17 protein-coding genes and 2 pseudogenes are annotated in these 18,686 nt (G+C 63.2%); 16 read left to right on the forward strand and 3 right to left on the reverse strand.

Annotation, left to right across the window (positions count from 1 at the left end; translation table 11 throughout):
• Position 1: 1 nt before the first annotated feature.
• Complete coding sequence (locus tag J3A72_RS10895; RefSeq protein WP_075076700.1) at positions 2-1,240, reverse strand: NADH:flavin oxidoreductase/NADH oxidase family protein; 1,239 nt, start codon at positions 1,238-1,240, stop codon at positions 2-4.
• Positions 1,241-1,329: 89 nt separating this feature from the next.
• Between J3A72_RS10895 and J3A72_RS10900 the strand changes: the two genes are divergently transcribed.
• Positions 1,330-1,809 (forward strand): MerR family transcriptional regulator, encoded by a 480-nt coding sequence (locus J3A72_RS10900; RefSeq protein WP_053495385.1) that lies wholly within the window; start codon positions 1,330-1,332, stop codon positions 1,807-1,809.
• Between the two features lie 16 nt (positions 1,810-1,825).
• Here the strand turns inward: J3A72_RS10900 and J3A72_RS10905 are convergent, their stop codons facing one another.
• Both J3A72_RS10905 and J3A72_RS10910 read right to left on the reverse strand, forming a co-directional pair.
• Positions 1,826-3,037 (reverse strand): MFS transporter, encoded by a 1,212-nt coding sequence (locus J3A72_RS10905; RefSeq protein ID WP_069118282.1) that lies wholly within the window; start codon positions 3,035-3,037, stop codon positions 1,826-1,828.
• A 130-nt stretch (positions 3,038-3,167) separates the two neighbouring features.
• A complete protein-coding gene (locus J3A72_RS10910; RefSeq protein ID WP_075076698.1) occupies positions 3,168-3,587 on the reverse strand; it encodes an HD domain-containing protein in 420 nt (139 codons plus the stop codon).
• Between the two features lie 130 nt (positions 3,588-3,717).
• On the opposite strand from J3A72_RS10910, the gene J3A72_RS10915 reads away from it, so the two are divergent.
• The 15 genes and pseudogenes from J3A72_RS10915 to J3A72_RS10985 form a co-directional block, all read left to right on the forward strand.
• Positions 3,718-3,975 carry a hypothetical protein gene (locus tag J3A72_RS10915; RefSeq protein ID WP_014647581.1) on the forward strand — a complete coding sequence of 86 codons (258 nt, stop codon included), beginning with the start codon at positions 3,718-3,720 and terminating at the stop codon, positions 3,973-3,975.
• Between the two features lie 35 nt (positions 3,976-4,010).
• A complete protein-coding gene (locus J3A72_RS10920; RefSeq protein ID WP_014647580.1) occupies positions 4,011-5,690 on the forward strand; it encodes a type IV secretory system conjugative DNA transfer family protein in 1,680 nt (559 codons plus the stop codon).
• Between the two features lie 424 nt (positions 5,691-6,114).
• Positions 6,115-6,561 carry a hypothetical protein gene (locus tag J3A72_RS10925; protein WP_032957008.1) on the forward strand — a complete coding sequence of 149 codons (447 nt, stop codon included), beginning with the start codon at positions 6,115-6,117 and terminating at the stop codon, positions 6,559-6,561.
• Between the two features lie 89 nt (positions 6,562-6,650).
• Complete coding sequence (locus J3A72_RS10930) at positions 6,651-7,706, forward strand: type IV secretion system protein (protein ID WP_049408147.1); 1,056 nt, start codon at positions 6,651-6,653, stop codon at positions 7,704-7,706.
• On the forward strand, positions 7,703-8,482 hold the full coding sequence (locus J3A72_RS10935) for a TrbG/VirB9 family P-type conjugative transfer protein (RefSeq protein ID WP_014037652.1): 780 nt from the start codon (positions 7,703-7,705) through the stop codon (positions 8,480-8,482). Before J3A72_RS10930 ends, J3A72_RS10935 begins: the two co-directional genes overlap by 4 nt.
• A complete protein-coding gene (locus J3A72_RS10940; RefSeq protein WP_049408143.1) occupies positions 8,479-9,750 on the forward strand; it encodes a TrbI/VirB10 family protein in 1,272 nt (423 codons plus the stop codon). Before J3A72_RS10935 ends, J3A72_RS10940 begins: the two co-directional genes overlap by 4 nt.
• 14 nt (positions 9,751-9,764) lie before the next feature.
• Positions 9,765-10,808, forward strand: a complete 1,044-nt coding sequence (virB11, locus tag J3A72_RS10945) for a P-type DNA transfer ATPase VirB11 (protein ID WP_075076696.1) — start codon at positions 9,765-9,767, stop codon at positions 10,806-10,808.
• 15 nt (positions 10,809-10,823) lie between these two features.
• Positions 10,824-11,288: pseudogene (locus J3A72_RS23230) on the forward strand (lytic transglycosylase domain-containing protein); the annotation flags it as partial.
• A gap of 580 nt (positions 11,289-11,868) precedes the next feature.
• Positions 11,869-12,276 (forward strand): TrbC/VirB2 family protein, encoded by a 408-nt coding sequence (locus tag J3A72_RS10955; RefSeq protein ID WP_046431329.1) that lies wholly within the window; start codon positions 11,869-11,871, stop codon positions 12,274-12,276.
• The gene (locus tag J3A72_RS10960) at positions 12,269-12,577 is read left to right on the forward strand and encodes a VirB3 family type IV secretion system protein (protein ID WP_019660289.1); all 309 of its coding nucleotides are present in this window, start codon (positions 12,269-12,271) and stop codon (positions 12,575-12,577) included. Before J3A72_RS10955 ends, J3A72_RS10960 begins: the two co-directional genes overlap by 8 nt.
• Before the next feature lie 81 nt (positions 12,578-12,658).
• The gene (locus J3A72_RS10965; RefSeq protein WP_049408136.1) at positions 12,659-15,106 is read left to right on the forward strand and encodes a VirB4 family type IV secretion/conjugal transfer ATPase; all 2,448 of its coding nucleotides are present in this window, start codon (positions 12,659-12,661) and stop codon (positions 15,104-15,106) included.
• A gap of 52 nt (positions 15,107-15,158) precedes the next feature.
• Positions 15,159-15,974, forward strand: coding sequence for a hypothetical protein (locus J3A72_RS10970; protein WP_053091844.1), 816 nt, complete (start codon positions 15,159-15,161; stop codon positions 15,972-15,974).
• A gap of 83 nt (positions 15,975-16,057) precedes the next feature.
• Complete coding sequence (locus tag J3A72_RS10975) at positions 16,058-17,221, forward strand: type IV secretion system protein (RefSeq protein ID WP_235650358.1); 1,164 nt, start codon at positions 16,058-16,060, stop codon at positions 17,219-17,221.
• A gap of 33 nt (positions 17,222-17,254) precedes the next feature.
• On the forward strand, positions 17,255-17,776 hold the full coding sequence (locus J3A72_RS23160; RefSeq protein WP_075075738.1) for a DUF4189 domain-containing protein: 522 nt from the start codon (positions 17,255-17,257) through the stop codon (positions 17,774-17,776).
• A 179-nt stretch (positions 17,777-17,955) separates the two neighbouring features.
• Positions 17,956-18,654, forward strand: a pseudogene (locus J3A72_RS10985) (type IV secretion system protein); the annotation flags it as partial.
• Between the last annotated feature and the right edge of the window lie 32 nt (positions 18,655-18,686).

Consider the following 18,686-nt stretch of genomic DNA (forward strand, 5'->3'; position numbering starts at 1 on the left):
CTCAGTATCCTCCTGCGCGTGCACCGATCCAGCGCCGGTAGCGGCGGGTCCGGCACTTTGCGGCCGCCTGTGCCAGCAGCAGTGCCCAGACGGGCGAAACACCCGGCGCCGTGGGCCGGAGCCTGCTCAGCCGCGCCAACTGGTACTTCACTGCGGCCATGTGTGCGCTGGCGGCCAACGGTTTGTTGCGCCAGTCGATGGTGCGCAGTGTCGGCACCGGGTCGCGGCCCTGCTGCCAGCGGTGTGGCAGATCCGGCTCGATCGCCAGCGCGGTTGCGACGCCGACCATGGCCACACCGCTGTCAAGTACCTGATCGGCCACGGCGCGACGGCGGATGCCACCGGTGACCATCAGCGGCATGGTTGCCACCGTGGCGATCTCACGCGCGAACTCAAGGAAGTAGGCCTCGCGGGCCAGGCTGCGCTGGTCGCGTGCGGCACCGGTCATGGCCGGTGCTTCGTAGCTGCCACCGGACAGTTCGACCAGGTCCACGCCGAGCGGCGCCAGCATTTCCACCACTGCGCGCGCATCCTCGGGCGAGAAGCCACCGCGCTGGAAATCGGCGGAATTGAGCTTCACGGCCACCGCGAACGTGGGCGACACGGTGGCGCGCACCCCCTGCACGATCTCCAGCAGCAGGCGCGCACGGTTGTGCAGGCTGCCGCCCCAGCGGTCGTCGCGGCGGTTGGACAGCGGCGACAGGAACTGGCTGAGCAGGTAACCGTGCGCGGCATGGATCTGCACGCCACTGAACCCGGCGCGCTCGGCCAGCTCGGCGCTGCGGATGAAGCGGGCGATCACCTCTTCGATGTCCGCCTCGGTCATCGCCCGCGGCGGTGCGAACTCCCTGGACAGCGCGCCCATCTCCAGGGCGACGGCTGACGGCGCGAGTGCCGGTTGGCCGAGTGCGGCCGGCATCTGCCTCCCGGGATGGTTGATCTGCATCCACATCTGCGCGCCCCGTGAGCGTGCCGTTTCGGCCCAGGCGATGAAGCGGTCAAGGTGGCGGTCGTCTTCCAGCACCACGCCGCCGGGGCCGGTCATGGCGCGGCCATCGACCATCACGTTGCCGGTGATGATCAGTCCTGCGCCGCCATCGGCCCAACGCTGGTAGAGCTGCAGCAGCGCAGCGGACGGCGCGTGGTCGGCGTCGGCCATGTTTTCCTCCATCGCGGCCTTGGCAATGCGGTTGCGGATGATGGCACCGGAGGGTAGTGCCAGGGGCGAGAACAGCGACATCGGACAGCTCCGGGACAGGGGAATGGCGCTACGCTAACCTTCAAGTTTTATTGAAGGTCAACAGGCTCCCATGGCGAGGATTCAGGCAGATGAAGATCGGTGAGCTGGCCCGCCTCACGGGCCTCGCGGCGTCGCGCATTCGCTTCTATGAAGACGCGGGGCTGCTGGTGGCGCAGCGCCAGGCCAATGGCTACCGCGACTATCCGGAACAGGCGGTGCTGTTGCTGGAGTTGATCACGGGCGCGCAGCGTGCAGGCTTCAGCCTGGAAGAGATCCGCGCCCTGCTGCCACCGGACATGGGCCAGTGGCAGCATGAGGCGTTGATCACGATGCTGCAGCAGAAGGTGGCTGACATCGAAGCGTTGCAGCTGCGGCTGGCAGAGAGCCGGGCGCATCTGCTGGCCCTGATCGAGGACATCCAGGCGCGGCCGGACGGCATCGACTGTGCAGCCAATTCGCGGCGGGTGCTGGACCGTGTGAAGCGCGGTGAGCTGGCGCGGCCGACCCTGGTGGCCGGCGATACAGCGTTGCTGCGACCAGATCGCCGTCGCCGCAGAGGCAGCGACTGACGATCCGGCGCAATGTTCAGTGGCTGCCGGCGACGGCGGTGCTGCGCTTCTTGTCCAGCATCACCGCCACGCACCACAGCAGCAGGCCGCCGATCGCGGTAGCCGCGCCGACATAGCCGGTACTGGCCGGACTGAAGCCGGCGCTGATTGCCATGCCGCCCAGCCACGGGCCGAGTGCGTTGGCAGTATTGAAAGCGGCGTGGTTGGAGGCCGCCGCCAGCGTCTGCGCCTCACCGGCCACGTCCATCAGGCGGGTCTGCAGCACCGCCGCCAGTGCGCCCATGGTGCCGACAGTGATGATCATCGGGCCGATGGTCCACACCGACTGTGCGGCCAGCGGATACAGCAGCAGCATCACGATCGACCACAGCAGCACCACGGCGGCGGCCTTGAAGTGGAACTTGTCCACCAGCCAGCCACCGGCGATGTTGCCGATGATCGCGCCGATGCCGAACACGCCCACCGCCAGCGGCATCCACGATTCGGCCACGCCGGTGACCTGCACCAGGGTCGGTGCCAGGTAGGTGAACACGCAGAACATGCCGGCGAAGCCGACCGCGCCGATCGCCAGCGCCAGCCACACCTGGGACGTGTTGAAGGCGCGCAGCTCGCGCATCGGCGAGGTACGTACTTCATCCGGGTCCGGCAGCAGGAAGCGCGCGATCATCGCCACGGTGGCGATGGCCAGCACGCTGACCAGGGCAAAGGCGGTGCGCCAGCTCAGCTGCTGACCCAGCCAGGTCGTCAGCGGGTTGCCGACCAGGATCGCGATCGACAGGCCCAGCAGCACGCGTGACATCGCCTGGCCGCGCTGGCCTGCGGGACTGATCGCCGCGGCCACCAGCATCGCCACGCCGAAGTAGGCGCCATGCGGCAGGCCGGCAACGAAGCGCGCCACCAGCATCGTGCCGTAGTTCGGTGCCAGCGCGCTGGCCAGGTTGCCGACCGCGTAGAAGCCCATCAGTGCCAGCAGCAGCTTGCGGCGGGGGAAGCTGGCGCCGACGAAGGCGAGGATCGGGGCGCCGACCACCACGCCGATGGCATAGGCGCTGATCAGATGCCCGACCTGGGTTTCGGAAATCGACAGGCCGCGGCTGATCTCCAGCATCAGGCCCATGCTGGCGAACTCGCTGGTGCCGATGGCGAAGCCACCCAGTGAAAGGGCGAGGATGATCAGGGTGCGCTGGCGGGGCGTCAGCCGCGCAGCCAGGGAAGAGTTGGGGCTCATGCGGGGGCGCGATGGGGGGGGGCGGGAGCCGCCCATTGTACTGCTGCACTGCAGCAGGAGCAGCAGCACTCAGGGTAAATCAGCGTTTGATCGGTGACACGCCGGCCCGCCGCGCCTCGTCGCGTCCGGCTCAGATGCCCAGCCCCGCCCGGGCATGAGCATACTTTCCGTGCAGGCGCGCGGCCGTCGCCGCATCGAGCATCGCCAGCCGCTGCGGATCGGCGTTGTCATCCAGATCGGCGCGCTTCACTTTCAGTGCCAGCGGGTGGGCGGCAATGCGCGCGTAGTAGCTGTCCGCGTCGGGTGCTGCATCGCGGTTGAGCAGTTGCACCGCCTCGCGCAGCGGTGCGGGAAATACCTCGATCCGCGCGGCAAACGCCGGGCAGTCCTCGGCCACGTCATGCAGCCAGGCCACCACTTCGGCGTCATCGTCGCCGCGCACCGCAGCCGCCACCCGCGCCACATGGCCGATGTAAGGCTGGCCGGCCTTGTCGATCTGCCCCGCGTGGGCCTCGGTGGCCAGCGTGCGGGCAAGTGCTACCCAGTCCATTGCGGTCTCCTTGGATATCCGCGCACAGTTTCGCGCAGAAGCCGCAGCGGTTGTGGATGCGCCCATGACGCTGCCACCGGCATGATGGCGGGGCAGGGGGCGCAGTGTTGCCCCGACAAGGAGGAGTGCGATGCAGGAATTCAGGCATGTGCTGGAAACCCGTGGCCGCTACCAGCTGGTAGCGGTGTCCCACGAGCCGGTGTACGCTCCCGGCGATGTGGTCGGCCATGCGGTCGTCGCCGACGATGGGGATCGTCTGACCGACCTGATATCACTGGCCGAAGCGCGCCAACGCTTGCTGCAACTGGTGCGTGAAGAGGGCGAGGAGCCCGGGCTGGAAAACGAGAACCACCTGCGGAAGAAGGCGTCGCGCTGGCGCCACCGCTAGGCCGTCGCGCCGCGTGCGCATCATGGAGGATTCGGGTGTTGCCCAGTAAGAAGTATCTGCTCATCGCCATCATCACGCTGGCGACCCTGTTGCTTGGTTTCGTGTTCTCCGGCTACTTGACCTTGCTGTTCCTGGGGCTGGACACCCAGCTGTTCACCTGGAACACCTACTACCAGTACGTCCACGCCATCGGCCAACCGCAGGTCGCGCCCTTCGTGGGCAAGATCAAATGGGCGGGCTACGTAGGCTTCGGCCTGCCCCTGCTGGTGCTGCTGGTGGCCGGCCTGGTGCTGCTGCTGAAGAAGGACAAGCGCTCGCTGCACGGCGACGCGCGCTTCGCCACCGGTGCCGACCTGGCCAAGCACGGCATGTTCAAGAAGACCGGCCAGAGCATCGTGGTCGGCAGCCATGGCGGCAAGCTGGTGCGCCTGGATGGCCAGCAGTTCGTGATCCTGGCCGCGCCCACCCGCTCGGGCAAGGGCGTGGGCGTGGTCATCCCGAACCTGCTGGAGTACGGCGAATCGCTGGTGGTGCTGGACATCAAGCAGGAGAACTTCGACCTGACCAGCGGCTGGCGCGCCAGCCAGGGCCAGGAGATCTACCTGTTCAACCCCTTCGCCGAGGACCGGCGCACGCACCGCTGGAACCCGCTCAGCTACGTCTCCGACGATCCGGCCTTCCGGGTGTCGGACCTGATGAGCATCGCCGCGATGCTGTACCCAGACGGGGCCGAGGACCAGAAGTTCTGGGTCAGCCAGGCACGCAATGCGTTCATGGCCTTTACCCTGTACCTGTTCGAGAACTGGGACGACGAGCGCAGCAGCGGTTTCCCGGGCGGCGCCGGCACGCCCACGCTCGGTGCGGTGTACCGTCTGTCCTCCGGCGACGGCACCGACCTGAAGAAGTACCTCAAGACCCTGTCGGAGCGACCGTTCCTCAGTGCCAATGCCCGTTCGGCGTTCGCCAACATGCTGTCGCAGGCCGATGAGACCTTCGCCTCGATCCTGGGCACCTTCAAGGAGCCGCTCAATCCCTGGATCAACCCGGTGCTGGACAAGGCCACCAGCAGCAACGACTTCCTGCTGACCGACGTCCGCAAGAAGAAGATGACCATCTACATCGGCATCCAGCCGAACAAGCTGGCCGAGAGCCGGCTGATCATCAACCTGTTCTTCAGCCAGCTGATCAACCTCAACACCAAGGAACTGCCCAAGTCCAACCCGGACCTGAAGTACCAGTGCCTGCTGCTGATGGACGAATTCACCTCGATCGGCAAAGTGGAGATCATCGCCTCGGCGGTCTCTTACATGGCCGGCTACAACATCCGCCTGCTGCCGATCATCCAGAGCATGTCCCAACTCGACGCCACCTACGGCCGGGAAGTCTCGCGCACGATCATCACCAACCACGCGCTGCAGATCCTGTACGCGCCGCGCGAACAGCAGGATGCCAACGACTATTCGGACATGCTGGGCTACACCACGGTGCGCAGGAAGAACGTCACCCATGCCCGCGAGAAGACCCACAACTTCACCGAGGAACGGCGCGCGCTGATGCTGCCGCAGGAGCTGAAGGCGATGGGGCCGGACATGGAGGTGTTCCTGTACGAGGGGATACCTCACCCGGTGAAGTGCGACAAGATCCGGTACTACAAGGATCGCTACTTCACCTCGAGGCTGCTGCCGAAGGTGGACGTTCCGATGCTGAACGTCTAATTCACGTCGCTGAATTTGTGATCACCATTCGTAGTTAAGAATGTGAATTCGTGATTTCGGTCAAGAATTTGGCATTTGTTCATGGATTTTCAGACTTGTCTGACATGGAATTGACGCGTGGTTGTGCGACCCTGTGCATGTCGTTCAGAAATGTGTGATGGATGGCAGATGTTGTAGAGCAGGGTGGCCAGGAGTTTGTGCCATGAAACAAGGATGGTTTCGACGTTGGTGAGGTATGCGGGTGTGTCGTCGGCAGTGTCTGGCGGCCCCGCGACTTGGTTGGCAGCCGTTGGCTGCAGGGGAGCCGGAGCAGGTGTGCTGCCAGTCAGTGCGTCGCTCCGATTCCGGCGTGCGCGACGCAGCGCCGGACGACCAGTGGGCCAATGCTCGGGACTGCTTTTTCGTACGTCAAAGTGAAGCCCGTATGAATCAGGCGTTTATCGCGAAAATGTCCATCGCCGCAGTGGCGGCGTTGATGGTGGCCGGTTGCGCCACCAAGTCCGCTCCCGATTTCGGAGGCCGCTGGAAGCCGGTCAACCGCTTTGCTGCGGCACCCACCGAGATCCCGCTGTACTCCAGCTACGTCTACCAGGCCTCGCCGATGGATGGCACGCTCAAAGCCATGCTCGAGCGCTGGGCCAAGGATTCCGGACGCACGCTGGATTACCGCCTGAGCTCGGACTTCACCCTGTACGGCGCGGTCTCCAGCATCGACACCACCAACGCTCAGCAGGCCGTGATCGATCTGACAGCGGCCTATGCAGCGCAGGGCATCTCCGTCTCCATCGTTGGCAACCAGATCGTTGTGCAGAGCGCTGGCTCGACGCCGACCGCGTCGGCACAGGGCGCTGATTCCAACAGCGGCACCTGAGTCCACCTCGAAATCATCGAACGTGCTGCTCCCCGCGCCTGTCGCAGGGGTGCCACGCCCATTGATGTTTCAGCAGTACGGAAGAATCCATGTTCCGCAAGAAGGATCCCGGCAATAGTCCCAAGGTCGAGCAGTCGGTCGCCAAGGCGGTCAGCTACGAGATCACCGTGGCCGACATGGCGCGCCGCAGCGAGCGGCGCGCATGGTGGGTCGCCACAGGCTCGTTGCTGATGTCGCTCGCACTGGCGGGCGGCTACTACTACATGCTGCCGCTGAAGGAAAAGGTGCCGTTCCTGGTCATGGCCGATGCCTACACGGGTACGGCGACCGTCGCGCGGTTGAGTGGCACCTTCCAGGGCGAGACGATCACCACCAACGAAGCGATCAATCGCAGCAACGTCGCCCAGTACGTGCTCGCGCGCGAATCGTATGACTCGGCGGTGATGGGCCTGCGTGACTGGGAACTGGTGTTCGTGATGTCCACCGATCCGGTGGCGCAGTCCATGCGTGTCCGCTATGCCGGCAACAATCCGCAGAACCCGTTCGTGATGTACGGTCGCGAGCGCGCCATCCGGGTCAAGATCCTCAGCATCACGCCACTGGGGGCCGAGCCGAACGGCAGCTTCCGCGGCGCTTCGGTGCGCATACAGCGCAGCCTGCTGGACAAGCGCACCGGCGTCTCTACCTACCTGGACAACCAGCTGGTGACGATGCGCTTCAGCTACAACCAGAACCTGGCGCTGTCCGAACAGGATCGCATCCTGAACCCACTGGCGTTCCAGGTCACCGAGTACCGCGTCGACAACGACTACTCGCGTGGCGTGCCGGTGCCGGATGACGGCGCCATGCAGGCGCAGGCGCAGCAGGCCGCACAGGCGGCGCAGCAGGCACAAGGTGTCTACGATCCCAACAATCCGGCCGCGGCCACCATGATCGATCCGGCCACCGGCCAGCCGGTCGCGGCTCCGGTCAACGGCCAGGTGCCGGGCCAGGCAATGCCGGGCCAGCCGGTACAGGGTCAACCCATGCCGGGTCAGCCGGTGCAGGGGCAAGCAATGCCGGGGCAGGCCATGCCCGGACAGCCGGCCATGAGGCCGGCGCAGAACAATTCCACCGGAACTGCTGATGGAGCAAGCAACCGATGAGTAGTCGAAATATCAGGGGAAGCGCGCTGGCGCTGCTGTCGATGTTGTCGTTGCTGTTCTCAGCAGCGGCGATGGCGCAGGCGGTTGACCACTACGAGTACGAGAAGGACCGTATCTATCCGGTTCGCACCGGCCTGGGCCTGACCACCCAGATCGAGTTGAGCCCGAACGAGAAGATCCTCGACTACAGCACCGGCTTCAGCAGCGGCTGGGAACTGACCCGTCGCGAGAACGTGTTCTACCTCAAGCCGAAGAACGTCGACGTCGACACCAACATGATGGTGCGCACCGAGACCCATTCCTACATCTTCGAGCTGAAGGTGGTGGCCACCGACTGGCGCCAGCTGGAACAGGCCCGTCGTGCCGGTGTGCAGTACAAGATCGCCTTCGTCTATCCGAACGACACCGTGTTCGGCGTCGCCCAGGAAGCGGTCGAGGAAGAGGCCAAGCCGTTGCTGAGCTCGGAACTGGCCAAGGACCGCCAGTACAACTTCAACTACTCCTATTCGACCAGCAAGGCGAAGAAGATGGGGTGGCTGATCCCGGTCAACGCCTATGACGATGGTCGTTTCACCTACCTGAAACTGCCGAATTCGCCGGAGTACAAGACCGGCATCTTCCCGGCGGTGTTTGGTCGTGAAACAGAATACGGTGAAGACTTCGTGGTCAACACCACGGTTGAAGGCAATACGCTGATCGTGCACGGGACACACCCGTACCTGGTCATCCGCCACGGCGACTTCGTCGTCGGCCTGCGAAGGAACGTGAAGAAATGAGCCAGCAGAACACTCCCGGAAACGACCCGAACAACGGACGCGACGAGAGCCAGAGCCCGTACGGCGCACAGGGTGCCGCGGACGCGCCGTCGAACCCGTACTTCGGCACGACCCAGGCCGAGCCTGCGCCGGATCTGGATGCGGCCGCGCCGCAGCTGCGCTCGGCCGAAGAGCAGCGGCTGAACCGAAAGGCGCTGCTGTTCCTGGGCGGCATCGTGGTGCTGCTGGTGGCCATGGGTTTCCTGCTGTTCCGCAAGGGCCAGGATGACAAGGACGCTGTGCAGAAGGTGCCGGACGTTGCGCGCGTGTCTACGCCGACTCTGCCGGACGCCGTGCAGACGAGTCCGGTGCCCTCCCAGGCCATGCAACCGGTTGATCCGATTCCGATGACGCCGCCGCTACCGCCGCCGCCGCTGGATTCCACCCCGCTGTTCGTTCCCCAGTCCGATTCGGCGCGCGAGATTGACCGTGGCCCGACTTTGCTGGACCGCCGCATCGGCTCCGGGAGCGGGGTGGGTGGTGGTGATGGACAGGATGGCAACGGGAGCAATGGCGGCCGCGGCATGGATGAGTACACCCGTGCCATGCTGGCCCAGCTGCCCAACAATCAGGCGGCGCCGGCAAAGGTTCGCCGCGGCCCGGACGTCGAGGATGTCTCCAGCGCCACCTACATCCAGAGCCCCGACGCGCTGCTGGTGCGTGGCACCTACCTGCGTTGCGTGTTGGAAACCCGAATCATCACCGATCTCGCCGGCTATACCTCGTGCCTGCTGACCGAGCCGGTGTACTCGATCAACGGTCGCAACCTGCTGCTGCCGAAGGGCTCCAAGATCTATGGCGCCTACGGCGGCGGTCCGATGGGCAAGCGCGTGGAAGTGATCTGGGATCGCATCACCACTCCGAATGGCATCGACGTTGCGATGTCCAGCCCGGGCGTGGATCAGCTGGGCGGTGCCGGTCATCCGGGCCAGTACAGCGCGCACTGGGGCAGCCGTATCGCCTCGGCGCTGATGATCAGCCTGATTTCCGATGCCTTCAAGTACGCGGCCGCCGAACACGGTCCGGAGACGACCACCATCGCCAACAACGGCATGACGGTGCAGTCGCCCTATGAGAGTGCTACCGCACGCACGATGGAGCGCCTGGCCAACGAAGCACTCAGCAGCAACCGTCGTCCGCCGACCGTCACCATCAACCAGGGCACGATCGTGAACGTCTACGTCGCCAAGGACGTCGACTTCACCAACGTGCTGCACCCCCGCCGGTAACCCAACGAACGATCATGGACGCCGAAGTGTCACCCCTCGCCCTCGTCTCCAGCGATTTCCTGCGCTATCAGTACGAAGTGCTGGGCATCGCCGAGTACATGACGTCTCCGGAAGTGACGGAAATCTGCATCAACCGTCCCGGTGAGCTGTACCTGGAAACCCGGGCGGGGTGGCAGCGGGTGGACGTGCCGAGCCTGACCTTCGAGCGGGCCCGGCAGTTCTGCACGGCGGTGGTGAACGAGAGCAACACCGGCCAGCGCATCACCGATGCCGATCCGGTCGTGTCGCTCACGTTCCCCACTGGCCAGCGTGCGCAGTTCGTGATTCCGCCGGCATGTGATGCAGGCAAGGTGTCGATCACCATCCGTCTGCCGTCCAAGCACACCAAGTCGCTCAGCCAGTATCACGAAGACGGCTTCTTCAATCAGATCCTGGAAACCGATGGCAGCATCAGCGAGCAGGATCGCGAGCTGCTGGAGCTGCGCCATTCGCGCGAGTACGCCGAGTTCTTCCGGCGTGCGGTGATGTACCGCAAGAACATCGTGGTATCCGGTGCGACCGGTAGCGGCAAGACCACCTTCATGAAGGCCTTGGTCAACCATATCCCGGACAACGAGCGCCTGGTCACGATCGAGGACGCGCGCGAGCTGTTCCTGACCCAGCCCAACGTCGTGCACCTGTTGTATTCCAAAGGCGGGCAGAGCACCAGCAATGTGACGGCCAAGAGCTGCATGGAGGCCTGCCTGCGCATGAAGCCCGAACGCATCATCCTCGCCGAGCTGCGCGGTGACGAGGCGTTCTACTTCATCCGCAACTGCGCGTCCGGTCATCCGGGTTCGATCACCAGCTGCCATGCGGGCAGCCCGGAGCAGACCTGGGACCAGTTGGCGCTGATGGTGAAGGCCTCGACCGAAGGTTCGGGCCTCGAATTCAACGTGATCAAGCGACTGTTGATGATGACCATCGACATCGTCGTGCATATCAAGGCGCATGCCGGCTCGCGCTACATCACCGGCATCGACTTCAATCCTGGGCGTGCCCAGGGGCAGGGGGGCTGAAGGATGCTGCCAGGACTGGAAATGATGGCGTGCCCGGAGATGGCCGTCTCGATGGATGTGATGCAGCATGTAATCAACGTCGAATCGTCGCGCAATCCCTACGCCATCGGCGTGGTCGGCGGCGCACTGGTGCGCCAGCCCAAGGCCTTGGACGAAGCGCTGGCGACGGTGCGCATGCTGGAAGAGAAGGGCTACAACTTCTCCATCGGGCTGGCCCAGGTCAATCGCTACAACCTGGGCAAATACGGCCTGGATTCCTACGAGAAGGCCTTCCAGCAGTGCCCGAACCTGCAGGCTGGTTCGCGCATCCTCGCCGAGTGCTACAAGCGCTCCGGCGGTGACTGGGGCAAGTCTTTCAGTTGCTACTACTCGGGCAATTTCGAGACCGGCTTCCGTCACGGCTACGTGCAGAAGATCTACGACTCGATCCGCCGCGGGCAGCAGGTCGCCAGTAATGGTGTCGCACCGATCGACGTGGTCAGTCGGGGGGAGCGCCGCGCGGTGAAGGTCGAGCATCATCCGCAGCTGGCTTCGCCGGCGCAGGCGCGCATCGTTGCTCAATCCAATGGCCCCGTGTACGTGCCGTCGGAAGATCCCGCACGCGCCTATGTCGTGTACCCGTCCACCGGGGCAATGGCGCGGGGCAGCCTCCTGAACATCGCCGACCAGGCACTGTCCAAGGTGGTACTGGGTTCGGTGGATCGGATGATGCAGCCGCAGGCGCAGCCGGCCCAGGCGGGCGCTTATCCGCAGCAGCAGGCCGGCGGCATGCCGCAGCAGCTGCCACAGCAGGGCCCCGCACAGGCGATGGCCATGCCGCAGCAATTGCCGGGCGCGGCTGGCGCCGGCAATGAGGGGCCAGTGATGCTGCGGCCCTGGAGCGAGCGTAACCAGCCTGTGGCCGGTACCGACAATTCGTACAACGCGCCGGTGCAGGCCGCACCGGTGCAGCAGATTCCCGCAGGGGATGCGGCCTTCGTGTTCTGACGAAGTCGTGGTGCGGCCAGTCCCCCGGCTGGCCGATTCAGTTGTGTTAGTCCATCAACAAGGAAATCAATCCATGAAGCGATCCAATCTCGACCTCGTCCAGGCCCAGCGCACGCTGAAGACCCTGCTGATGGCCACGATCTTCGTTGGCGCACTGTTCGCCCCGCAGGTGTTCGCAACCGGCACCGACTTCGGCGGCACCGACAAGAAGGTCTGCGGTTTCTTCTCCAACATCAACGGCCTGCTGAACATGGCCTCGATCGCCGTCGTGACCATTGCGGTGATCTTCGCCGGCTACCAGATCGCCTTCGCGCACAAGCGCATCGGTGACGTCGCGCCGATCCTGATCGGTGGCGTGCTGATCGGTGCCGCCGGCCAGATTGCGCGCATGCTGCTGGGCGAGGGTAGCGACGGCAAGTGCGGTGGTGGCACCAGCACCTCCTACCTGATCAACCACGTGATCCAGTACTACAGTGCATAAGAACGTCGTGTTCCGCGGCTGCACGCGCCCAGCGATGTTCCTGGGCGTCCCCTACCTGCCATTTTTCATGGTGGCAGGTGGGTTGCTGCTGCTCAGCATGTACACGAACTTCTGGTTCCTGCTCACCATTCCGGTGGCGGTCTTCATCATGCGGCAGATGGCCAAGCGTGACGAAATGATCTTCCGCCTGTTGGGCCTGCGCCTGATGTTCAAGCTGAAAGTCCGCAACGTGCAGGAACACGATGGCATGTGGGTATTCAACCCCAACCATTACCGCGACAAGCCGGCCCGAATGGATTGAGGTCCGGATCCGGCCTGGCGGGCGTCTGCGCCCGCCGGGTCTTTTGTAACTCCTTGGCACTACCTCTTTGGAAGCAGTCGTATGTTCAGCCCTGACACCTCCATCAGTGAGTTCATTCCGTTGTCGTCGCATGTCGCTCCGAACGTGGTCAAGACCACGGGCGGCGATTACCTGCTGACCTGGCATCTGGAAGGGCTGCCGTTCGTCGGCCGCGAGGAGTGGGAGCTCGAACATCGCCACAACACGTTCAACCGCCTGCTGCAGACGCTGCGCGCGCCGGATTTCGTCAACGTCGCCTTCTGGGTGCACGACATCCGTCGTCGCCGCACCCTGAAGGGCAAGAGCAACTACAAGCAGCGCTTCAACCAGGATGTGTCCGATCAGTACATGGGCATGTTGTCCTCACAGCGCATCATGCAGAACGAGCTGTACCTGACCATGATCTACCGCCCCGTGGTGGCGGGTAAGCGCTTCGTAGAGAAGTCGGCGAACGTGGACAAGCTGCGCGCCGAGCAGGAGCAGGCGGTCGAAAAGCTGATGGAGCTGGCCGGCAACGTCGAGGCCGTCATCCGGGACTATGCGCCATACCGCTTGGGAATGTACGAGGCCAAGAACGGTGTGGTGTTCTCCGAAACGCTGGAGCTGTTCGGCTACCTGATCAATCGCATCGACGAGCCGGTGCCGGTGCTGTCGGCACCGATCAAGGACTACCTGCCTGTCAGCCGCCATATGTTCTCGGCCAAGACCGGCGATTTCGCGATCAATACCCCCAATGGTGCCAATCACTACGGCGCCATCCTGAACATCAAGGAGTATGCCGAGGGCACTTACCCGGGCATCCTCAACGGCCTGAAGTACCTCGACTACGAGTACGTCATCACCCATTCGTTCAGCCCGATGGGGCGGCAGGACGCGCTGAAGGTGCTTGATCGCACCAAGGGCATGATGATCTCCTCCGGCGACAAGGCGGTCAGCCAGATCGTCGAGCTCGACCAGGCCATGGATCAGCTGTCGTCCGGCAACTTCGTGCTGGGTGAATACCACTTCATCATGGCGGTCTACGGTGACACTCAGGCCAAGCTATCGCAGAACGTCGCATCGACCCGCGCCGAGCTGTCCAACGCCGGCTTCGTGTCGACCAAGGAAGACCTTGCGGTCACCTCGTCCTTCTATTCGCAGCTGCCGGGCAACTGGCGCTATCGTACCCGCCTGGCCAATGTCAGCTCGCTGAACTTCCTGGGCCTGTCGCCGCTGCACAACTTCGCGACCGGCAAGCAGCACAACAACCCGTGGGGCGACTGCGTCACCACGCTGCAGACCACCAACGGCCAGCCGTACTACTTCAATTTCCACGCGACCCATCCGTCGGAAAACTCGCTGGGCGAGAAGGCGATCGCCAATACCATGGTGATCGGCAAGTCCGGTACCGGTAAGACCGCGCTGATCAACTTCCTGCTCAGCCAGGTTCAGAAGTACGAGCCGTCACCGACCATCTTCTTCTTCGACAAGGATCGTGGTGCGGAGATCTTCGTGCGCGCCTGCGGTGGCAACTATCTGGCCCTGGAGAACGGCGCGCCGACCGGTTTCAACCCGTTCCAGTGCGAGAACAACGAAGCCAACGTGCAGTTCCTGGCCGACCTGATCAAGGTGCTGGCCGGCAAGCGTGAGTACAGTGCGCGCGAGGAAGAGGACATCTACCGCGCGGTGGAAAGCATGCTCGATACGCCGATGCACCTGCGCAGCATGACCAACTTCCAGAAGAGCCTGCCCAACATGGGCGACGATGGGCTCTACGCGCGCATGCGCCGCTGGACCTCGGGCAATTCGCTGGGCTGGGTATTCGACAATCCGGTCGACACCGTTGATCTGAGCAAGGCCAATATCATCGGCTTCGACTACACCGACATCATCGACAATCCCGAAGTGCGCGTGCCGGTCATCAATTACCTGCTGCACCGCCTGGAGTCGCTGATCGATGGTCGTCCGCTGATCTACGTGATGGACGAATTCTGGAAGATCCTGGATGGCGAAGGTGGCCTGAAGGAGTTCGCGAAGAACAAGCAGAAGACCATTCGTAAGCAGAATGGCCTGGGCATCTTCGCGACGCAGAGCCCGGAGGACGCGCTGAAGAGCGACATCTCGGCAGCGCTGATCGAGCAGACTGCCACGTTGATCCTGCTGCCGAACCCGAACGCCAGCAAGAGCGACTACATGGACGGCCTGAAGCTGACCGAGGCCGAGTTCAAGGTGGTCACTGCCCTGGACGAGCGCTCGCGCTGCTTCCTGGTCAAGCAGGGTCACGCGTCCAGCGTGTGCCAGCTCAACCTGCGCGGCATGGATGACATTCTGTCGGTGATCTCGGCGTCCACTGACAACATCGACATCATGCATCGGGTATTGCAGACAGCTGCGGTACGCGCACGGGTGACGGTGGATGAGCTGACGCCGGAACAGTGGCTTGAAGATTTCTACAAGAATCGAAAGGGCTCGGGCAAGGCGGCTGTCGCAGCGCGCGACACTGTTACCTGATCCGCGAGACGGCCTGCCCGAAGACTACGAGTTCCGATCAATGGAGACTGATATGAACAATACCAAGCAAGCTTCCTCGCCCCGCCGCCGCGCGCCCCGTCTTGCAGCGATGACCGTGGCAGCCATGATGGCGCTCGGCACCGGCAATGTCAGCGCCTGGATTCCCGTGCAGGAGACCGGTACCAGCCTCATCCAGCACCTGCTCAATCAGATCAACACCTACAAGACCGAGGCGACCGTCTACGCGGCCAAAGCGCAGGACGCGGCCGAGTACGTCGAGCAGAACACCCGCTGGATCCGCACGCTGGAGCAGTATCGCCAGGCGCTGATCCAGGTGCAGGCGGCGGTGAACAGCTTCGGCATGCCCGACAGCGCGCCGCTGGTGCCGGTGGCACCGAACTATCTGGTTGCCGAAACCTGCGGCAAGGCGCTGGACTTCAGCCTGGAGTCCGCCTTCAAGGTGTTCGTGTTCAATCCGCAGGCGGATGTGAAGGAGCAGCAGATGCAGATCTGCGTCAACATCCGGATGATGCAGAACCGCAAGTACAACGACGCGATCGATTTCCTGACCCAGACCGTTCCGCGCATCAACAACTCCTTGACCCGCATCCTCAAGATCCGCCTGACCAACAACGATCAGGGCACCGTGCAGGGTGCCGACAGCGAATCGCTCCGCACCGCCAATGACATTGCCGCACTTGCCCAGAGCTGGGAAGCACGGATGAAATCCTATGATGCCTATATCGAGGTCATGGAGGCCAACCAGAAGGTGGTGGCGCAGGCCGCATTGAAGGGGGACCCGACCAAGCAGCTGATCAGCGACATGGTCAAGACCACCGCACTGAAGGCCGCGCTCAGCGTCAAGTGATCGCAGGCCGCTAATACGTAGACATGCGCTGCAAAGCAATGCGGCATTTCATGCAGTAACGGAATTACCAAGGGATTGTGGAAATGACGATCAGGTGGCTGGCCAACTTTGATTTCTCAGGCGGATTGCAGGATCTGCTGGGCTACGCTGTGCGTGTCCAGTCGATCGGCGATTTCGTCTTCTTCAAGCTGATCATGGATTACCTGCGCGACAGGATCAGTGACTACGGCATCGACCTGATGGGGCGCATGATGTCCTGGGTCGGTGGCATTGCCCTGGTGCTGATGACGCTGTGGGTACTGATCCAGGGCTTCCGGATCGTCACCGGCCGCAGTCGCGACTCCATGATGGTGCTGGTGACCAACATGGCGCGCGCGGCGTTGATTGTGAGTGTTGCCACCAGCATGGCGATGTTCGGCAGCAACCTGCAGAAATTCCTCAACGAGGACGTCAAAGGCCTGATCACCCACGTGGTGACCGGCAAGGACCAGCAGCCGGAAGACCAGATCGACAAGAGCCTGGCGTGGATGCAGGTGGCGCTGTCGAGCATTGATGGCATCAAGATCCTGAATGATCCGGGGTTGCAGGCGGACAAGACACGGGCGCTTTGGTTCATCGGCATGGGCACGGGCGGTCCGGCCGTCACCGCTGGTGCGATGTTGCTGCTCTACGAGGTCGCGCTGGCGCTGTTCATCGGCCTGGGTCCCTTGTTCATTCTGTGTCTGTTGTTCGACCAGACCAAGCAGCTGTTCCAGCGATGGCTGTTCTACGGCATCGGCACGATGTTCTCGATGGCGGTACTGGCAGCGATGGTATCGATCGCGCTGGACATGGTGATCCGTGTCTCGACCGCGTTCTGGTCCACCGCCCTGGTCAACAAGTTCCTGCTCGAAGGCGCCTCCAGCGACGGCATGACCAGCCAGGCGATGCAGCAGGGCGGCATGGGCCTGATTCTCACGACCCTGATCCTGACCGCTCCCCCAATGGCAGCGATGTTCTTCCAGGGCACGCTGGGTAGCTTCATGGCATATTCGCAGATAGGCGGCAGCCCGGTTGCTGCTGCGCCGGGCCCGAATGGGCAGCCGCCGGGTAGCTACTACACGCCGGCCGCTCCGGAGAAGGGGCAGTCCGGCCAAGACAGTGGTGCGCATGATCGACATGCGACCGCACGTTCAACCCTTCCGTCGTCGGAATCCTCCAGGGTTGCCGAAACCGGTCTCAGAGCTGCACATCCCGGCAATCAATAGCCCCCATGCGTACGGAGTAGAAGTGTGAAATACATGTTTCCTCTCATTCTTGTCGGCTTGCTCCTATGTTTGTTTGTGGCGGGTGAGGCGAGAGCGGAAGGGCGTTGTCCGCCAGGGCAGTACCCCATTGGTGGTCAGGGCGTAGGTGGATGCGCACCTATTCCGGGCTCCGGTACCGGTACCGGTGGCGTCCAGAGCGGCCCCATTGCTACTGGGCGTTGGATCAAGACTTGGGGGGCTATTGCGGGGGCGGCAAGCACGGGCGATATGGGGGCTTCCGTTGGAAGGCGCTCCAAGCGAGAGGCTGTCTCAGAAGCGCTTGCTCGGTGCGCGACACATGGAGCGAAAGACTGCAAGATCGATACAACGTACAAGAACCAGTGCGTCGCATATGCTGACCCTGAGCCGGGCAGTAAGGGAATAGTTTCTATTTCAGTCGCCGGCTCAAGAGAGGACGCGACCAGTCGGGTTCTCTCCTACTGCGCGAAGAACGGTGGAGGGCAGTGCAAGGTGTTGTACACGGATTGTGCTGAGCCAATATTTGAATCTTTCTAAGCTATGCCAGTCGAATCATGGACGGGATCCTTGAATCGGCCTTTGCATGTTGGGAATGGCCTGCTGAAGAGCAGGCCATCTCATTTGTGGGTGAGCTGGAACGGCCGATCTAGGTGGTAATGTTGAGTGTGTGACCTTGCCCCTGAATTTCGTATCCCATAGCCGGGACCAGGAAGCGGATGCAGGTGGCGCTGTCGAGCATTGATGGCATCAAGATCCTGAATGATCGAGGGTTGCAGGCGGACAAGACGCGGGCGCTGTGGTTCATCGGCATGGGCACGGGCGGTCCGGCCGTCACCGCTGGTGCGATGTTGCTGCTCTACGAGGTCGCGCTGGCGCTGTTCATCGGCCTGGGTCCCTTGTTCATTCTGTGTCTGCTGTTCGACCAGACCAAGCAGCTGTTCCAGCGATGGCTGTTCTACGGCATCGGCACGATGTTCTCGATGGCGGTACTGGCAGCGATGGTATCGATCGCGCTGGACATGGTGATCCGTATCTCGACCGCGTTCTGGTCCACCGCCCTGGTCAACAAGTTCCTGCTCGAGGGCGCCTCCAGCGACGGCATGACCAGCCAGGCGATGCAGCAGGGCGGCATGGGATTGATCCTGACGACCTTGATTCTGACTGCGCCCCCCATGGCACCGATGTTCTTCCAGAGCACGCTGGGTAGCTTCATGGCATATTCGCAGATAGGTGGCAGCCCGGTTGCTGCTGCGCCGGGACCTAATGGACAGCCGCCGGGTAGTTACAAGCCTACTGATCCCACGAGTACCGAGAGGCGCGCAGAGAGCAGTCAGTTGACGATGCCGAAGGTGGCGCGAAGTCATGATGCGCCGAGCCACACTCCCGGAGTGCTTGGAAATGCGCCCACTCGTTGACTGAAAGCGGAAGCGTTTCCGCAGAAATTGGA

The organism is Stenotrophomonas sp. PvP093, assembly GCF_017876915.1.
In the GTDB taxonomy this organism is placed as follows: domain Bacteria; phylum Pseudomonadota; class Gammaproteobacteria; order Xanthomonadales; family Xanthomonadaceae; genus Stenotrophomonas; species Stenotrophomonas muris.